The organism is Pseudomonas sp. NY15364 (assembly GCF_048068235.1).
Classification (GTDB): Bacteria; Pseudomonadota; Gammaproteobacteria; order Pseudomonadales; family Pseudomonadaceae; genus Aquipseudomonas; species Aquipseudomonas mendocina_D.
This window is the reverse complement of the sequence record NZ_JBLUPX010000001.1, coordinates 314,057-328,804: the sequence shown is the minus strand read 5'-3', so window position 1 is coordinate 328,804 and position 14,748 is coordinate 314,057. Positions and strand designations below refer to the sequence as shown.

Sequence of the window (14,748 nt, the reverse complement as noted above, 5' to 3'; positions counted from 1 at the left end):
TCAGATTTTTTGCCAGAAAGCCAGGGTATTGAAGCCGAGCACGCGCTTGACCTGGAATACACCCAGCAAATTTTGTACCGCCACGGCGGAGGCCGTCGCAACCGCTGCGCCAATCAGTCCATGCTGCGGGATAAGCAACAGTCCCAGGCCGACGCCCAGGATTGCGCCGATGAGCATGTTCAGCTGCAACAGACGCTCATGCCCGCTCATCGACAGCAGGAAACCGACCGAGCCCGTCGCGATGTTCACGAACTGGCCCAAGGCCAGAATCATCAGGATGTTGGCCGCAGCGCGGAACTCGTTTCCGAACAGTCCCATCAGCCATTCCGGCAGCAGCAGCATCACGGCCAGGGCCGGCACTGCCGCTACCAGCATCAGGCGTACCGAAAGGAGCGCCGTACGGCGTAACCCTAGGGTGTCGCCCTGGCGGTACATGGCTGCGAACTTGGGAGCTGCAATGCTGTTAACTGCCACCAGCACGAAACTGGTCAGCATGGCCGTGCGTTGAGCAGTGGAGAACAAGGCCACGTCTGTCGTGCTGCCCCAGGCGCCCAGCATGAGTTGCGAAGACCACTGAATCAGTTGGCCCAGCAGCATCACGCCCCACATCGGCAGGCAACTGGCGAGCAGCAGCGAAGGATCGAAGGGGGCGGCGGCAGCCGAATAGGGTGCTGATCTGCGCCACCAGAGATACCCAAGCAGCAGAGCCATAGCGGCGCATCCTACATAGGCCCACCCGGTTTCCAAGGCCGAGCCGATGGGCAACACCAGCAAGGCCATCAACAGCAGCATGGGAATGCAGACGTTGAGCGTGATCATCGCCTGGGCGATGCGCTTGAGCCCCTGCAGCGCCTGGGCATGCAGGACGGAGAGGGCCAGCAGCGGAACGGCCAGCGCCATTGCATAAAGCACCGGAGCGAAACCGGGCTGATCGAACAGCTTGTCCGTCAGTAGTTGCACCAGTGCAAGAAGGGCCAGCATGCACAACACGGCCAGTGCGCCGGCCCAACGGGTGGCATGACGATAAATGCTGAGCACCGCGCCGGGATTACCGCTGGACTGCTCCGCAGCCACGAAGCGCAGGAGGGTGTTGTCCAACCCCATACGGGCAATGGCAGCAACCAGGGTGACGATCGTCATGCCGAGGAAGAACAGCCCCGACTCGCTGGCACCCAGCTTGCGGGCGACAACGATGTTCATCAGGAAGGCGGCACCGGCCGCCAGCACCTTGACCAGCATGGCTACGGCACTACCCAGCAGCATTTCCCGGGAGTGGCCGTCGCCGCCGAGTTTGGTTCTGACGCGGGCAGTCAGACGTTGAAGAGCCATCATTTCCTCTGAGACGCGAGAGTCAGGCACGAAACCTGCGCGGCGTGGCCGCACAGATCTCCGCAGGGATGCGACATTTCACTTCTTGAATACGCCGACGATCCGCTCGCCGTCGAAGACCAGCAAGGAGGTGATGCGACGGTTCTCCATGAGTATCAAGGCATCCTCCACGCGCGTGCCAACTGCGACCATGGCGGGATCGAGGCTCATGAAGTCGCCTGCGCATTTGTCGAACACTTCAACACCGTGGCGCTCGATGGCACGCCGGATGTCGCCATCGGTCACGATGCCCCAGCCGCCGGCGCATTCGACAATCGCCAGGCCGAGGCTGCCGCGGGTCATGGCGTGGATCACATCCAGGACCTTGGCCTGCTCGCCGACCAGCGGCAGGTCGCCTTTGACCATTTCGTCCTCGACGCGGCTCAGCAGGCGCCGGCCGAGCGAGCCGCCCGGATGGAAGCGGGCGAAGTGCTCCGGCCTGAAGTCGCGTGCCTTCATGAGGGTGACTGCCAAGGCATCGCCCATCGCCAGCGTCGCTGTAGTGGACGAGGTCGGCGCCAACTGCAAGGGGCAGGCTTCTTCCTGCACCCCTACGTCCAAGTGAGCGTGGGCGGCGCGGGCCAGGGTGGAGTTGGGATTGCCTGTGAGGGCGATCAGATAGTTGCCGTTGTCCTTGAGGAAGGCAATCAGCTTGACCACTTCGTCGGTTTCGCCGGAGTTGGAGATGGCTACGAAAATGTCGTCCGGGGTCACCATGCCCAGGTCGCCATGGTAGGCCTCACCGGGATGCATGAAGAAGCTAGGCGTTCCGGTGCTGGCCAGGGTTGCCGCTATCTTCTTGCCGACGATGCCGGACTTGCCCATGCCACAGACGATCACGCGGCCATTGGAGGACAGCACCCGTTCTACCGCCTCGGCAAAGGAGTTGTCCAACCGGTCGGCGAGCTGGCCGACGGCCTGAGCCTCGATGGCAAATACGCGCTTGGCGATGTCGATGTAATCCATGGGGGTCATTGCTTGTCCTTCAAAAGCGTTTCGATAACGCGTTGGGCGTCTTCAGGGGTGTCCACCCCGTGAGGGGGAGCAGCATGCCATTTCATCATGGCGATTTTCATCCCCATCCACAGGGCTCTGAGCTGTTCGAGCTTTTCGAGCGACTCCAGCCGACAAACGGGGGAGACAGTCAATTGCTGCAGGCTGGCGTTGCGATAGGCATAGATGCCTACGTGGCGGGAAAACTCGTTCAGAGGCCACTCCGGAGGCGAGGAGTCCCGGCAGAAGGGGATCGGTGAGCGAGAGAACAGCAGGGCGTTGTCGTGCCGATCCACCACGACCTTGACGATGTTGGCGTCGGCGAGTTGCTCGTGACTGCTCAGAGGCACCATGACGCTGGCCATTTCCAGATTCGGGCGACTGTGGCAGAAGGCCACGAAGTCCCGCAGCAGCTCCGAGGGCAGTAGCGGCTCATCGCCCTGTACGTTGACGATGATGTCGTCGGCACGCCAGTCGAGCAGGCGAGCGACCTCAGCCGTACGGTCGCTGCCGCTTTCGTGGGCGACATCCGTCATCACGAAGGGGATGGCATGCAGTTCCAGCACCTCGGCGATGCGCCGGTCGTCGGTGGCGACGACGATATCGGCATCGCGGAGGGCCATCTCGACGCGACGGAACACCCTCACCACCATGGGCAGGCCGGCCAGATCCAGCAATGGCTTGCCGGGGAGGCGGCTCGAGGCGTAACGGGCGGGGATGACGATCCGCAGTGACGGGAGATTACTGCTGAGCATCGTGGCAGCACCATTCGGCAAGCAGGGGGGCATAGGCGTCCTCGAGGTCGAGGCCGCCGAGCTGGAGCAGGTGTTCGGCCACTTCGCGGGCCACACCCTGTCCACCATTGGCCCGGGTGACATGAGTGGCCCTATTGCGGACCAGTGCGTGCGCGTCGGCAGGGGCGTAGCTCAGAGATACCTGCTGCATCACCGGAAGATCGATCACGTCGTCGCCGACGAAGACGATCTGCTCGTCATTCAGGCCCAGTTCGCGCTTGAGGTCGGCATAGGCCGCCAGCTTGTCGTGGCAGCCGGTCACGGCCAGGTCGAGCTTGAGCTGGCGCACCCGATAATCCAGGGCCGCACTGGCCTTGCCGGAAACGATGCCGCAGCGAATACCGTGCGCCTTCAGCAAGGCCACCGCTACGCCGTCCTTGGCGTTGAAGCTTTTGATCACCTCGCCCTCGGCACCGATATGCAGGGTGCCATCAGTGAGCACGCCATCGACATCGAACAACACCAGGCGAACCGGCCCTCCGTAGGCATTCGCCATCAGCGAATCTCCAGGTCCGGCAGGCCCTTGACGATGTCATCGATGATCTTGATCTGGCTGAGGAAGGGCTCCAGCAGCTCCAGTGGCAGCGCGCTTGGTCCGTCGCAACGCGCCTGGTCCGGATTCGGGTGTGCTTCGAGGAACAGGCCGGCCAAGCCGACGGCCATTCCGGCGCGGGCCAATTCGAGCACCTGGCGCCGACGGCCGCCAGAGGCATCACCCAGAGGATCACGGCACTGCAGGCTGTGGGTCACGTCGAAGATGACCGGGCAGTCACTGCTGGCTTCCTTCATCTGGCGGAATCCGAGCATGTCGACCACCAGGTTGTCGTAGCCGAACGAGCTGCCGCGTTCGCAGAGGATCACCTGCTCGTTCCCAGCCTCGCGGCACTTGCTGACGATGTGCTTGACCTGCGTGGGGCTCATGAACTGCGGCTTCTTGATATTGATCACTCGTCCAGTGCGGGCCACTGCTCCCACCAGATCGGTCTGGCGGGCGAGGAAGGCTGGGATCTGCAGCACGTCGACCACTTCGGCCACCGGTGCGGCCTGCTCGGCTTCATGCACGTCGGTGATCAGCGGAACGCCGAATTCACGCTTGACCGCTTCGAAGATACGCAGGCCTTCCTCAAGGCCAACCCCGCGGTAGGAGAGCATCGAAGAGCGGTTGGCCTTGTCGAATGAAGCCTTGAACACGAAGGGAATGCCAAGCTTCTCGGTGACCTTCACGTAGTGAGCGCAGGCGGTGAGGGCGGAGTCGAGGTCTTCGAGGACATTGATGCCACCGAAGAGGGTGAAGGGGGCGTTGTTGGAGATGTCTATGTTCTGAATGCTTATTTTCATTTTAGATATTTCACGCTACTGGACGTGTTTCGGGTATCTGAAGAAGGCTGATTGTTGTGAGAGCCTCGGTGGCTCCATGAAACTCAGCAGAGAGGGTACAGAGCTGCTATGTGGACTCAGAAACGGTCGTACAGCTGATCGAGAGCCCGCTGCAGGTTCTCGACAGAGTGGTGGTTCTGGATCCTGGCGGTATTGTTCAGAGCGCGTTCGAGTGCGACAGGGCTGCCAGCCAGCCAGGCACGAATCTCCTGGGCCGCTTGAGCGGGTGATGCGAAGGTGACCAGATCCTCTGCCACGAAGGGACCGATCCTGCGCAGCATCACCGGCAGGTCTAGACGAGCCGCTTCGAGCACGGAAATGGGAAAGCCATCCCAGGCTGCGGAGTGGAAATAGACATCGAGCCCCTGCATGTGCGCAATCACCTGCGGCCGGGTGATCCAGCCCGTGACTTCGACACCAGACTGCTGCAGCACCTCGACGGCATCGGCACTGCCTCCGCCGATCCATTTGAAGTGTGCAATATCGCCACAGTTGGCTGCCAGCTCTGCGAAGAAGTTGTAGCCCTTCTGTGTGCTGACCCGGCCGACCATGCCAATGACCGGCTTGTCCGTCTGTGACCTGATGGTATCCACAACCGGCAGCTCATCGCACACGTTGATCAGTTCTGTGGTGGCTGGATGGCTCAGCTCCGCATTGGCGATGTTCTTCTCGTCAAGTCCGCAGCCTGCGATCACGGCAGTCCTGCGTGCCAGCAGCTTCTCGATCAGTCGATAAAGAGCCAGTGCGACCGGATGATCCTGGCGCAGGAAGGCAAAACCATGCGGGGTATAGATGGTTCTTGCCGGCGGCACGAAAGGCAGCAGTCTGCCCAAGAAGCCGGCATAGGTACTGTGGAGATGGATCACTTCCGGCGCTACTTCGTCAATATAGCGCTTCAGCTCGACAATGCTCGACAGCTTTCGCGGCACCAGGCGGATCCCACGCGCAGCGCCGATGGACTCCTCGCCGGTTGCATCATTGCTACGCACGCTGGCGAATATGAAGTGCTCGTGCTGGCTGGAATTCAGGATGTACGAGTTGATTGCCGATGTGACACCACCGCCGAAGGATTCGGTGATGTGCAAGACCTTACGGCGTGACTTGGAAACGCTTTCGTTGCTCTGCATGGGGACACTATTTTCCGATAAATATTTTGCGTAGTTTGCGGTCAATAGGTGTTTCAAAGAAGCGCCATGTTATGTAGGCGATCATTATCGAGAGTGTTATTGCGAGAAGTGCGGCCAAGCTGGAGTGAAGTGTAGGGGTTGTTAGGCTTGTGATGAGTCTGTCAATTCCGAGGATTATGAATATGTGTGTGAGGTATAGGGAGTAACTCATGTCTCCGAGTAGCATCAGGCTGGGAATTGGTTTGGAATCTCTCAGCAACAGTATAAGTCCGAGGCTGAATACGAAGGCAGGAATTCCCCACTGGAAAAATCTATCCTCTGGTGAATTTTTTATAGTTGTTTGTAGCAAGTAAAGGAGGGCAGCTATTGATGATGCTGCTAGTGCGGTCTTGATGTGCTTGGGGATGCTTTTTTTATCTGTGTATTCAAATGCTTTGAAGATCGCCATCCCGAGAGCAAATTCAAGGATGATGGGTTGGGTAAAGAATTTTAAGGGTATGCTTGTTGGCTCAAGAGTTTTTCCGAGAGTTACGATGAGTATCAGTGTGGTGGAGCAGATTTCCATTCTGTACTTGTGGGAAGTTTTCAGGCTGGCAAAGAAAATCAGATAGAAGAAAATTTCGTAATTAAGTGTCCAGCCGGGGCCAAGTAGTGGTTCTATATATCCATTCCTGTCGAATGGAATGAAGAATATTGATTTTGCCAGGAATTCAAAGCTGGCTTCTGCACTTCTGAATAGGTTTGGCTTTGCTGTGGCGATTAAAAATAGGAATAGGGTCAGGGCCCAGTATAGAGGGAATATCCTGATTGCTCTTTTTGTTATGAAGTGAGATGTGTCGCGTTGCGTTACATACATCATGATGAAGCCGCTAATGCAAAAGAATATGTCGACCCCAAATGCGCCTTTTCCAATGAAGTGGACATGGGAAAATACCACAAGCAGGGCGGCAACTCCACGTAGTACTTGTATCTGGTCAATTCTAGCTTGAGTCGACATGAGATGTTATTTGCTCTTGCTTTATTTAACTGGCTGCTGGTGCTTCGGCTTTTTCATGCACAGCATGATTGGGATTATTGGGAAGAAACTGGAAATATGTCGCAGGAATGCTCCTAAGTCAGGGTCGAGAAGTGTGTACATGAAGAATGCTAGAATTAAAGCATGGCCATGACGGTTTGATGCCTTTATAGAGAAGAAAATGAATGCGGCAATGTATGTCTGAAAGAAAAGTGTCTTGATGGATGGGTTTACCAAGAAGGGGAATAGTACCTGTGGAAGCACTTGGTATAGTACGACGAATATGTCGGCGAGGCTTTGTACGAAAACTGTTTGCACGATTTCTGAGTTGGCGTCATAGCCTTTCTCTGCAAGCCGTCTATTAAATATCTGGTACAAAATTTCACGCGCTTGGGGGATTGTCAATGCAAGTGAGAATATTGCAAGGATGCGGATTGTAATCTTTTTAAGGTTTTGCGCTCCAATGATTAGAGGGATCCAAGAGAGATATGGGCGCATTGTCAGTGAGTATGCAAGAAATAGCGCATGCGTGCGCATCGATGTCTGTGTGTATGTTGCGTAAGTAAAAAAGAATGTCCCGACCAGCAGGATTTCCTTGTTGAATGTGGAAAGGAAAAGAAGGGGGGCTGGTAGAAAGAAAAGTCCCAGAATGGCAAGTGATTTTAGGTTTTTTGCGTACGAAAAATATTTGTAAACCAGTGGTAGCATGATGACTATTACTAGCAGGTTTACATTTGATATTTCGAAGTGCCTGAATATTGCGTTGTTCAGGTGGTATGGTATCAGAAGTGTGGCTTGCCCAAATCGGCTAATTCCGGTCGCTGTTTCGGATAGTTCGCCAGAGAATATGTCTAGGATTTTTGCCTTCTCTCCGAACAGAGCGCTGCGCAGCTGAGGTATGCAAAGAAAAAGGTATATCAAGATACCTATGACGCCATAAGGGTTTGGTTTCTTTATTTTGATCGGCTTCATTGTGTTGTCAGGCTTTGTAGTGGGCTTGGTGGCTCTGGCGGGATATTATCTTGGAGACGACTTCTTTGGTTATGCGAGGGGCGTGATAATCAACTTTCACGAAATAGTGTTGCAGATAAACTGCAAGTTGTTCATCGCTGGCCTTGGCATAAAAGCTTTTTCCTAGAAACTTCACCTGGCGACGGTTGATGCGTGCTTCCAGGCCGACGGTAGAGTTGATAGTGATGATTTCATTGCAGCTGTCAATCAGATCAGGGACACTGGCATTGGTGACATGCAGCTCGCCCTGCTGGGCTTTCTGTTGCAGGTATTCCCGGATTTTCTGCTTGTTGGCTTCAGCAGGGTGTTCGCGCACATAAAGCGCGATGCCCTTGGCCCGGGCGTGTGCAATCGCGGCGTCGATGGCTGTGTAGATCGAGCCGCCGTCAAAATTGACCAGAACCTGCTGGTCCGTTGAAACCTGCAACGGGAAGAACAGGAATGGCTGGCCCTTGGGTGGGATCGGCTCATAGACCAGAGGGTTGGGGGCTGCCTGGTTGCTGGCCGGCTTCCTCATGGGGATGCGCCGGTCACCATAGAGGCGGGTGAGCTTCTGCAGCAGGGTATCAATGATGAACGCGGAGCGCTTGAGCCTCGATTTAAGCGGGCTGTCAGCCTTCTGCGGAATCTCTTTTTGCCGTCTTTTCAGTTCAGCGAAGTGGGAAAACACGGCATCGACATCGACCGACGTTGGGGCCAGGCTGTCGAGAATGCCCGGGTCGCGGTAGATGGAGGCCAGGCAATCGGTGCCTTCCGGATCGAAAAAGGTGTAGCCCGGGAAATTCGAGTAGTTGATGTATATCCGTTTGATCTTGCGGCTCAGGGCAAGGCTGGTCGCGGCAATGTGGTGAATGTGACGTCCACTTGGAATCATGAACACCAGGCCCTCGACGGGCTTGTCGCGCAGGTAGTGTGTCAGTGCGGCCTGGGTTGCCTGATAGGCGCGTGCAGCCTCATCGGAGGTAAGGCGGCCGGACAGGGTGTTGAAACACTGGTCGATGTTGGTGTCGATCCCGATGTTGCCCATTCCGCTGCGATAGTAAGGAAGAATGTGCTCGCCATCATGGGACAGAAGGTGGACGCGGGTGATGAAATTGAGGTGGAAGACGTCTATCTGGCCGGGAAAGTGTTGGCGGAATTCCGACAAGAAATGAGTGTCCTCCAGCGTTGAAACAAACCAGAGAATTTTTTGGGGAGGCATATTTTTGAAGTCGCTGATTTTTAATGGTTGTTTCTAATATTTGTAGTTTAGTTTTCCGATGTCCTCTGGATATATGCTGCTCACTATTTCCTTCATCTTTCCTGAGTAGTAGTCTCTGTATGCAGTGCGAACCCCTGCGTTCCGTGTGGTAATCTTAGCGTCTATCCTTAAAATGCTGCTAAGCTCTGCGAAGTCATCATTGATGTTTTCTACACGCCCAATAAAATCAAGATCAATATTTCCTGATCTGTTTTTCATATATGCTGTTTGAGGGGTGAAGTGCTCCCAGCTTAGGATTAATTTTTTGTAGTTTGGGTTGGAGAGTCGATTAATAAACTCCTCAAATGAGGTTTCCTGTCCGATGTAGCGATCAAAGAAGTCTCGATCATTGCTTTGTGGGTCAAAGCCCTTCATGTAAAAGAAGGCAGAAACGATTCTATCCCACGGGTTTCTAATGAAGGTAAACTTGAAATATTTTCTGTATTTTTCTTTGTATCTTTCGTAGACATAAAGCTTCTGGTGTCCCGTACCGTTAGGTGCGCCGAGTAGGGAGTAGGAGATTGTTTTTCCAGCCGCTTTAGGGATGTGGATGAAGATTACCTTTTTTTCATCTTCCCAGCGGGTGTAGGGGTTTTTGATGAAGTTTATGAAGTTTTCTCTATGGTGGGGAGGGAGCATTAGTGCTTTCAAGCAGTTATTGGCTGTTTGGTACTTGCCCATAAGATGGATGCTCTGAAAAATTTTAGGACCAGATTTCTGTGTCGATAGATATATTTCGGTGGTAGTGTGAGCAGAGTCTTTATTAGTATTTTGATGTCAAGTCATGCTGGCTAGTTCTTGATATGGCTGAGGGCCGGATCAACCATTCTGCCCATCTTGTCGATGGTTTCGGTTTCCTCACCACAGCCGCTAATCTTTGTCAGTCCGGAGATGCCAGGCTTGATGCCGTGGCGGGCCGGCAGGCGACCTGGTGCCCTGCAGCATGTTGATGACTTTGGGGGGGGTGGAATTGCGGCGAATTAATAAGTCGATGTAATAAGTAGGGGGCAGGCCGCCATTAACCTTTTTTGTTTTTTTCTACGTTTGCTTGTGTTTGGGATATGTCAATACACTCCCATTCAGGGTAGTTCTTTCGAATAAACGCATTCAGCTCTACTTCTGCCAGATTGTAGGTGCGTCTGAAAGCTGTGGCATCAGCATGATCTTTAGACTTGAGGACCATCCCCGCCCCTACGGTCACATTGCTCAAACGGTCGATGATGGCGAAGGCGCCAGTGCGTGGCAGCTCGCTGTAGCTATCGAAGGCGCACTCTTCGGTCAGTTCGACGTCGATCAGGGCGATGGAATTGAGGTCTAGGCTGGAGCTTCCCTCTTTTTTCTCCAGAGAGTTGACGTCGATTTCATGCTGGATGGCCGTGACGCAACCGAAGGTGCTCTTGGTGCCCAGCTTGATACCGTATTCCTTGCCGGTCACCAGCGGCTTCTCCCCCATCCAGACGACGTGTGCACTGAAATGGGAGCCAACATTCGGTTGGTGCTCGGGGTGCACAAGCTCGTCGCCGCGGGAAATATCGATCTCGTCCTCGAGGGTGACGGTGATGGCGTTGCCGGGATAGGCTTCCTGCAGTTCGCCTTCGTAGGTGATGATGCTCTTGACCTTGCTGGTCTTGCCCGAGGGCAGGGCCATCACGGTGTCGCCCTGACGCAGTACGCCGCTGGCGAGGGTTCCACAGAAACCACGGAAGTCCAGGTTGGGGCGGTTGACGAACTGGATCGGCAGGCGCAGGTCGGTGAAGTTCTGGTCGCGGGACAGTTCGACGCTTTCGAGGATCTCCATCAGCGTCTGGCCTTCATACCAAGGGCTGCGTTCGCTGCGCTTCACCACGTTGTCGCCATTCAGGGCGGAAACCGGAACGAAATGGACGTTGTGCAGCCCCAGCTTGTCGGCCAGTTGCTGGTACTCGGCGCGGATGTTGTCGAACACTTCGCGGGAGAAGTCCATCAGGTCCATCTTGTTGATCGCGACCACGATGTGCTTGATGCCGAGCAGGGAGGCGATGAAGCTGTGGCGGCGGGTCTGGGTCTGCACGCCGCGACGGGCGTCGATCAGGATGATCGCCAGGTCGCAGGTGGAGGCGCCAGTGGCCATGTTGCGGGTGTACTGCTCGTGGCCGGGGCAGTCGGCGATGATGAACTTGCGCTTTTCAGTGGAGAAGTAGCGGTAGGCCACGTCGATGGTGATGCCCTGCTCGCGCTCGGATTGAAGGCCATCCACCAGCAGGGCGAGGTCGAGGGCTTCACCGGCGTTGCCGACACGCTCGTTGTCCTTGTGCAGGGCGGCGAGGTGGTCTTCGTAAATCAGGTTGGTGTCGAACAGCAGGCGACCGATCAGGGTGGACTTGCCGTCATCCACGTTCCCGCAGGTGAGGAAGCGCAGCAGGTCCTTGTTTTCGTGCTGGTGCAGGTAGGCCTCGATATCGGAGGCGATCAGATCGGATTGGTGAGACATTTTTTAGCTCCAAGCTTCAAGCTTTAAGCTACAAGTTGGCGGCAGGCGGCAGGCGGCAGGCGGCAGGCGGCAGGCGGCAGGCGGCAGGCGGCGAGGGGGCTTGTAGGCTTTTGGGCTGGGTTCAGTTTGAGATTCGGGTGATGAGGCCGTTGAGCATTCGGGATAGCTCGCGGGTTTCCTGGGTCCATTCTGTGGCGCGTGGCTGGGGGATGTAGCCGATATCGCCGCCTATGAGTATCTGTGTGCGCAGTTCGGCGCAGGAGCCTTTGGCGATTCGCAGGAAATGGCATTTTTCCCTGTCCGAACCCCGCTCCATGCCTTCGGCTATGTTGCTGGGTATAGAAAGTGCCGAGCGGGTTATCTGGTCCTTGAAGCCGAAGTCACGGCAATCGACCAGTTCCTTGTAGAGCTGCACGGCAAGAGAGCGGGATCGCTCCCAAACGGCTAGGCGTTCAAAATCCATCGTTTTAGCTCCAAGCGATAAGCCTCAAGCTGCAAGTAAAAGCATTCAGAGCGAGCAGATACCTGCTCTTGCTTGCCGCTTACGGCTTGCAGCTTAAAGCTCCGGCTCGCCGCTTATGACTTGCAGCTTGCCGCTCAAAAATACCCCTGGCGCTTCTTCTCTTCCATCGAGCCTGCGCTGTCGTGGTCGATGACTCGGCCCTGGCGTTCGGAGGTACGGGTCAGCAGCATTTCCTGGATGATTTCCGGCAGGGTGGCGGCGGTGGATTCGACGGCACCGGTCAGCGGATAGCAGCCGAGGGTGCGGAAGCGCACGGACTTCATCTCGACCTTGTCTTCCGGGCCGATGGGCATGCGCTCGTCGTCGACCATGATTAGGGTGCCGTCGCGCGCGACGACCGGGCGCTGCTGGGAGAAGTACAGCGGCACGATCTCGATCTTTTCCTTGTAGATGTATTGCCAGATGTCCAGCTCGGTCCAGTTGGACAGCGGGAATACGCGGATGGACTCGCCCTTGTTGATCTTGCCGTTGTAGATGTTCCACAGCTCGGGACGCTGACTCTTCGGATCCCAGCGGTGGTTCTTGTCCCGGAAGGAGTAGACGCGCTCCTTGGCACGGGACTTCTCTTCGTCGCGGCGGGCGCCGCCGAAGGCGGCATCGAAGCCATAGTGGTTGAGGGCCTGCTTCAGACCTTCGGTCTTCATGATGTCGGTGTGCTTGGCGCTGCCGTGGACGAAGGGGTTGATGTCCATGGCCAGGCCATCCGGGTTCTTGTGCACCAGCAGCTTAAGGCCGAGCTTGTCCGCCATGTAGTCGCGGAACTGGATCATCTCCTTGAATTTCCAGTTGGTGTCGACGTGCAGCAGCGGAAACGGCGGTTTGCCCGGATAGAAGGCCTTCATGGCCAGGTGCAGCATGACCGCCGAGTCCTTGCCGATGGAGTAGAGCATCACCGGGTTGGCGAATTCGGCAGCCACTTCGCGAATGATGTGGATACTTTCGGCCTCCAGTTGCTGGAGGTGGGTCATGCGGGCTTTGTCGATCAGGGTTGTCATGAACTATCTCGTCAGAACATGAAAAAGTGATTCAGAAGGGCCAGAATTGGGGGACCAGCGTCACGGTGACGATGCCGGCGAACAGGTTCAACGGCAGGCCGATGCGCAGGTAGTCGGTGAAGTAGTAGCCGCCGGGACCGTAGACCATCAGGTTGGTCTGGTAACCGATGGGGGTCATGAAGCTCGCGGATGCCGCGAACATGATGGCGATGACGAAGGGCATATGGCTGACACCCAGCTGTTCGGCGATGGCCAGAACAATCGGCATCATCAGGACTGCTGCTGCATTGTTGGTGATGACCTCGGTGAACAGCGAGGTCAGGGCATAGACCAAAGCCAGGGCAATCCATGGCGAGGCACCACTGTTACCTACCAGTTGCTCGGCGATTGCGGCGGCGGCTCCCGTGCCGGTAAGTGCTGCACCAAGTGCGAAGGAGGCGGCGATCACCACCAGCACGCTGAGGTCGATGCTGTTGCGCGCCTGGCTGCTGCCGATACAGCGCAGCCCCAGCATGCAGCCGGCCGCGAGCATGGCGGCATGCAGCATGGGCAGCAGGCCGAGAGTGTTGGCCAGGATCATCAAGCCGAGAATGCCCAGTGCCACCGGGGCCTTGCGGTGATCGGGGAGCCGGGTGTTGTCGAGTGCGTTGACCAGCAGAAATTCGTGGTTGTTGCGGTGCTCTTCGGCGAAGCCGTTGCTGGTTTCAAGCAGTAGGGTGTCGCCACCGCGGAGCTTGATATCGCCGATCTTGCCCTTGAGGCGGGTGCCATTACGGGAGACGGACAGGATCGCGGCATTGAAATGGGTGCGAAAGCGAGCCTCGCGAACGCTCTTGCCTTCCATGCTTGCCGCCGGGGCAAGCACTACTTCGACAAGTTGACGCTTGTGTTGGGCGATGTCGAGCTTACCGTGCTGGTCGTCGTCCGGCTGAAGGCCTGGAATGGAGCGGAGTTCGACGATGGCATCGGCGGTGCCGACGAAGAACAGCCAGTCCCCCCCCTGCAGCCGCTCGCTAGGGCTGACCGCCGGAAGAAGCTCATGATTGCGCTGGATGTCGATCAGGTAGCCATGGGCCAGATGGCGCAATCCTGCTTCCGCAATGGTTCTCCCGCACAGCGGGCCATTGGCGGTGACGACCATCATCACGCAGTATTCACGGGTGCTGGCCAGTTGCTCCATGGGGCTGGCGCGCTCAGGAAGCAGCCACTGCGCGGTGATAGCGATGAAAGCGGTGCCCAGCAGCAGTAGCGGGACGCCGACCCAGGCGATATCGAACATGCCGATACCTTGTCCACCGGTGTGCTCGATCAGCAGGCCGTTGATTACCAGGTTGGTGCTGGTGCCTATCAGGGTGCAGGTGCCGCCGAGGATCGCTGCATAACTGAGTGGCAGAAGCAACCTGGAGGCTGGAATGTGCATGCGCTTCGCCCAGTTCTGGATAGCCGGAATGAACATGGCTACGACGGGGGTGTTGTTGATAAAGGCGCTGAGCACTGAAGTCGGCAGCATGACGCGCAGGAGCGCCTGTTTTGGGCTGCGTGGCTGGCCAAGAAAGCGATGGGCCAGCCAGGCGACGGCACCGGTTTCCTTGAGAGCTGCCGCAACCACGTAAAGGGCGGCAATGGTCAACACACCCTCGTTGGAAAAGCCTTTTAGGGCTTCAGCGGGCGTGAGAATGCCCGTCACCAGAAGCAGGGTCATACCTGCCATAAGAATGACATCGGCAGCGATTCGGGTGGTGGCGAGCAGCACGAGTACGGTGCCGGCGGTGGCGACACTGAACCAGGCTTGCCAGGTGAGGGAAAGCATGTGTGAGATGGTGCCTCTAACTCTT

At 56.6% G+C, this 14,748-nt stretch carries 14 protein-coding genes; all 14 read right to left on the bottom strand.

Annotated elements, in window-relative coordinates; genetic code table 11:
- A complete protein-coding gene (locus ACNFCJ_RS01580; RefSeq protein ID WP_416769377.1) occupies positions 1-1,329 on the bottom strand; it encodes an oligosaccharide flippase family protein in 1,329 nt (442 codons plus the stop codon).
- A 78-nt stretch (positions 1,330-1,407) separates the two neighbouring features.
- Positions 1,408-2,334: a KpsF/GutQ family sugar-phosphate isomerase gene (locus tag ACNFCJ_RS01575; protein WP_416769589.1), complete on the bottom strand. Its 927-nt coding sequence runs from the start codon at positions 2,332-2,334 to the stop codon at positions 1,408-1,410.
- 5 nt (positions 2,335-2,339) lie between these two features.
- On the bottom strand, positions 2,340-3,116 hold the full coding sequence (kdsB, locus tag ACNFCJ_RS01570; protein WP_416769375.1) for a 3-deoxy-manno-octulosonate cytidylyltransferase: 777 nt from the start codon (positions 3,114-3,116) through the stop codon (positions 2,340-2,342).
- Positions 3,103-3,651 (bottom strand): KdsC family phosphatase, encoded by a 549-nt coding sequence (locus ACNFCJ_RS01565; protein WP_416769373.1) that lies wholly within the window; start codon positions 3,649-3,651, stop codon positions 3,103-3,105. Before ACNFCJ_RS01565 ends, kdsB begins: the two co-directional genes overlap by 14 nt.
- Complete coding sequence (gene kdsA, locus ACNFCJ_RS01560; protein ID WP_416769371.1) at positions 3,651-4,493, bottom strand: 3-deoxy-8-phosphooctulonate synthase; 843 nt, start codon at positions 4,491-4,493, stop codon at positions 3,651-3,653. Before kdsA ends, ACNFCJ_RS01565 begins: the two co-directional genes overlap by 1 nt.
- A 116-nt stretch (positions 4,494-4,609) precedes the next feature.
- On the bottom strand, positions 4,610-5,659 hold the full coding sequence (locus ACNFCJ_RS01555; RefSeq protein WP_416769370.1) for a glycosyltransferase: 1,050 nt from the start codon (positions 5,657-5,659) through the stop codon (positions 4,610-4,612).
- Between the two features lie 7 nt (positions 5,660-5,666).
- Entirely contained in the window at positions 5,667-6,656 is a 990-nt protein-coding gene (locus ACNFCJ_RS01550) for an acyltransferase family protein (RefSeq protein WP_416769368.1), read from the bottom strand.
- A 21-nt stretch (positions 6,657-6,677) separates the two neighbouring features.
- A complete protein-coding gene (locus tag ACNFCJ_RS01545) occupies positions 6,678-7,646 on the bottom strand; it encodes a hypothetical protein (protein ID WP_416769367.1) in 969 nt (322 codons plus the stop codon).
- A gap of 7 nt (positions 7,647-7,653) precedes the next feature.
- Positions 7,654-8,832: a hypothetical protein gene (locus ACNFCJ_RS01540; protein WP_416769366.1), complete on the bottom strand. Its 1,179-nt coding sequence runs from the start codon at positions 8,830-8,832 to the stop codon at positions 7,654-7,656.
- Positions 8,833-8,919: 87 nt separating this feature from the next.
- Positions 8,920-9,606: a sulfotransferase family 2 domain-containing protein gene (locus ACNFCJ_RS01535; RefSeq protein ID WP_416769364.1), complete on the bottom strand. Its 687-nt coding sequence runs from the start codon at positions 9,604-9,606 to the stop codon at positions 8,920-8,922.
- Between the two features lie 337 nt (positions 9,607-9,943).
- Positions 9,944-11,395 carry a sulfate adenylyltransferase subunit CysN gene (gene cysN, locus ACNFCJ_RS01530; protein ID WP_416769362.1) on the bottom strand — a complete coding sequence of 484 codons (1,452 nt, stop codon included), beginning with the start codon at positions 11,393-11,395 and terminating at the stop codon, positions 9,944-9,946.
- Between the two features lie 121 nt (positions 11,396-11,516).
- Positions 11,517-11,858, bottom strand: a complete 342-nt coding sequence (locus tag ACNFCJ_RS01525; RefSeq protein WP_416769361.1) for a four helix bundle protein — start codon at positions 11,856-11,858, stop codon at positions 11,517-11,519.
- A 134-nt stretch (positions 11,859-11,992) separates the two neighbouring features.
- Complete coding sequence (gene cysD / locus ACNFCJ_RS01520) at positions 11,993-12,913, bottom strand: sulfate adenylyltransferase subunit CysD (protein WP_416769359.1); 921 nt, start codon at positions 12,911-12,913, stop codon at positions 11,993-11,995.
- Between the two features lie 31 nt (positions 12,914-12,944).
- Positions 12,945-14,723 (bottom strand): SLC13 family permease, encoded by a 1,779-nt coding sequence (locus tag ACNFCJ_RS01515; RefSeq protein ID WP_416769357.1) that lies wholly within the window; start codon positions 14,721-14,723, stop codon positions 12,945-12,947.
- Positions 14,724-14,748: the final 25 nt, after the last annotated feature.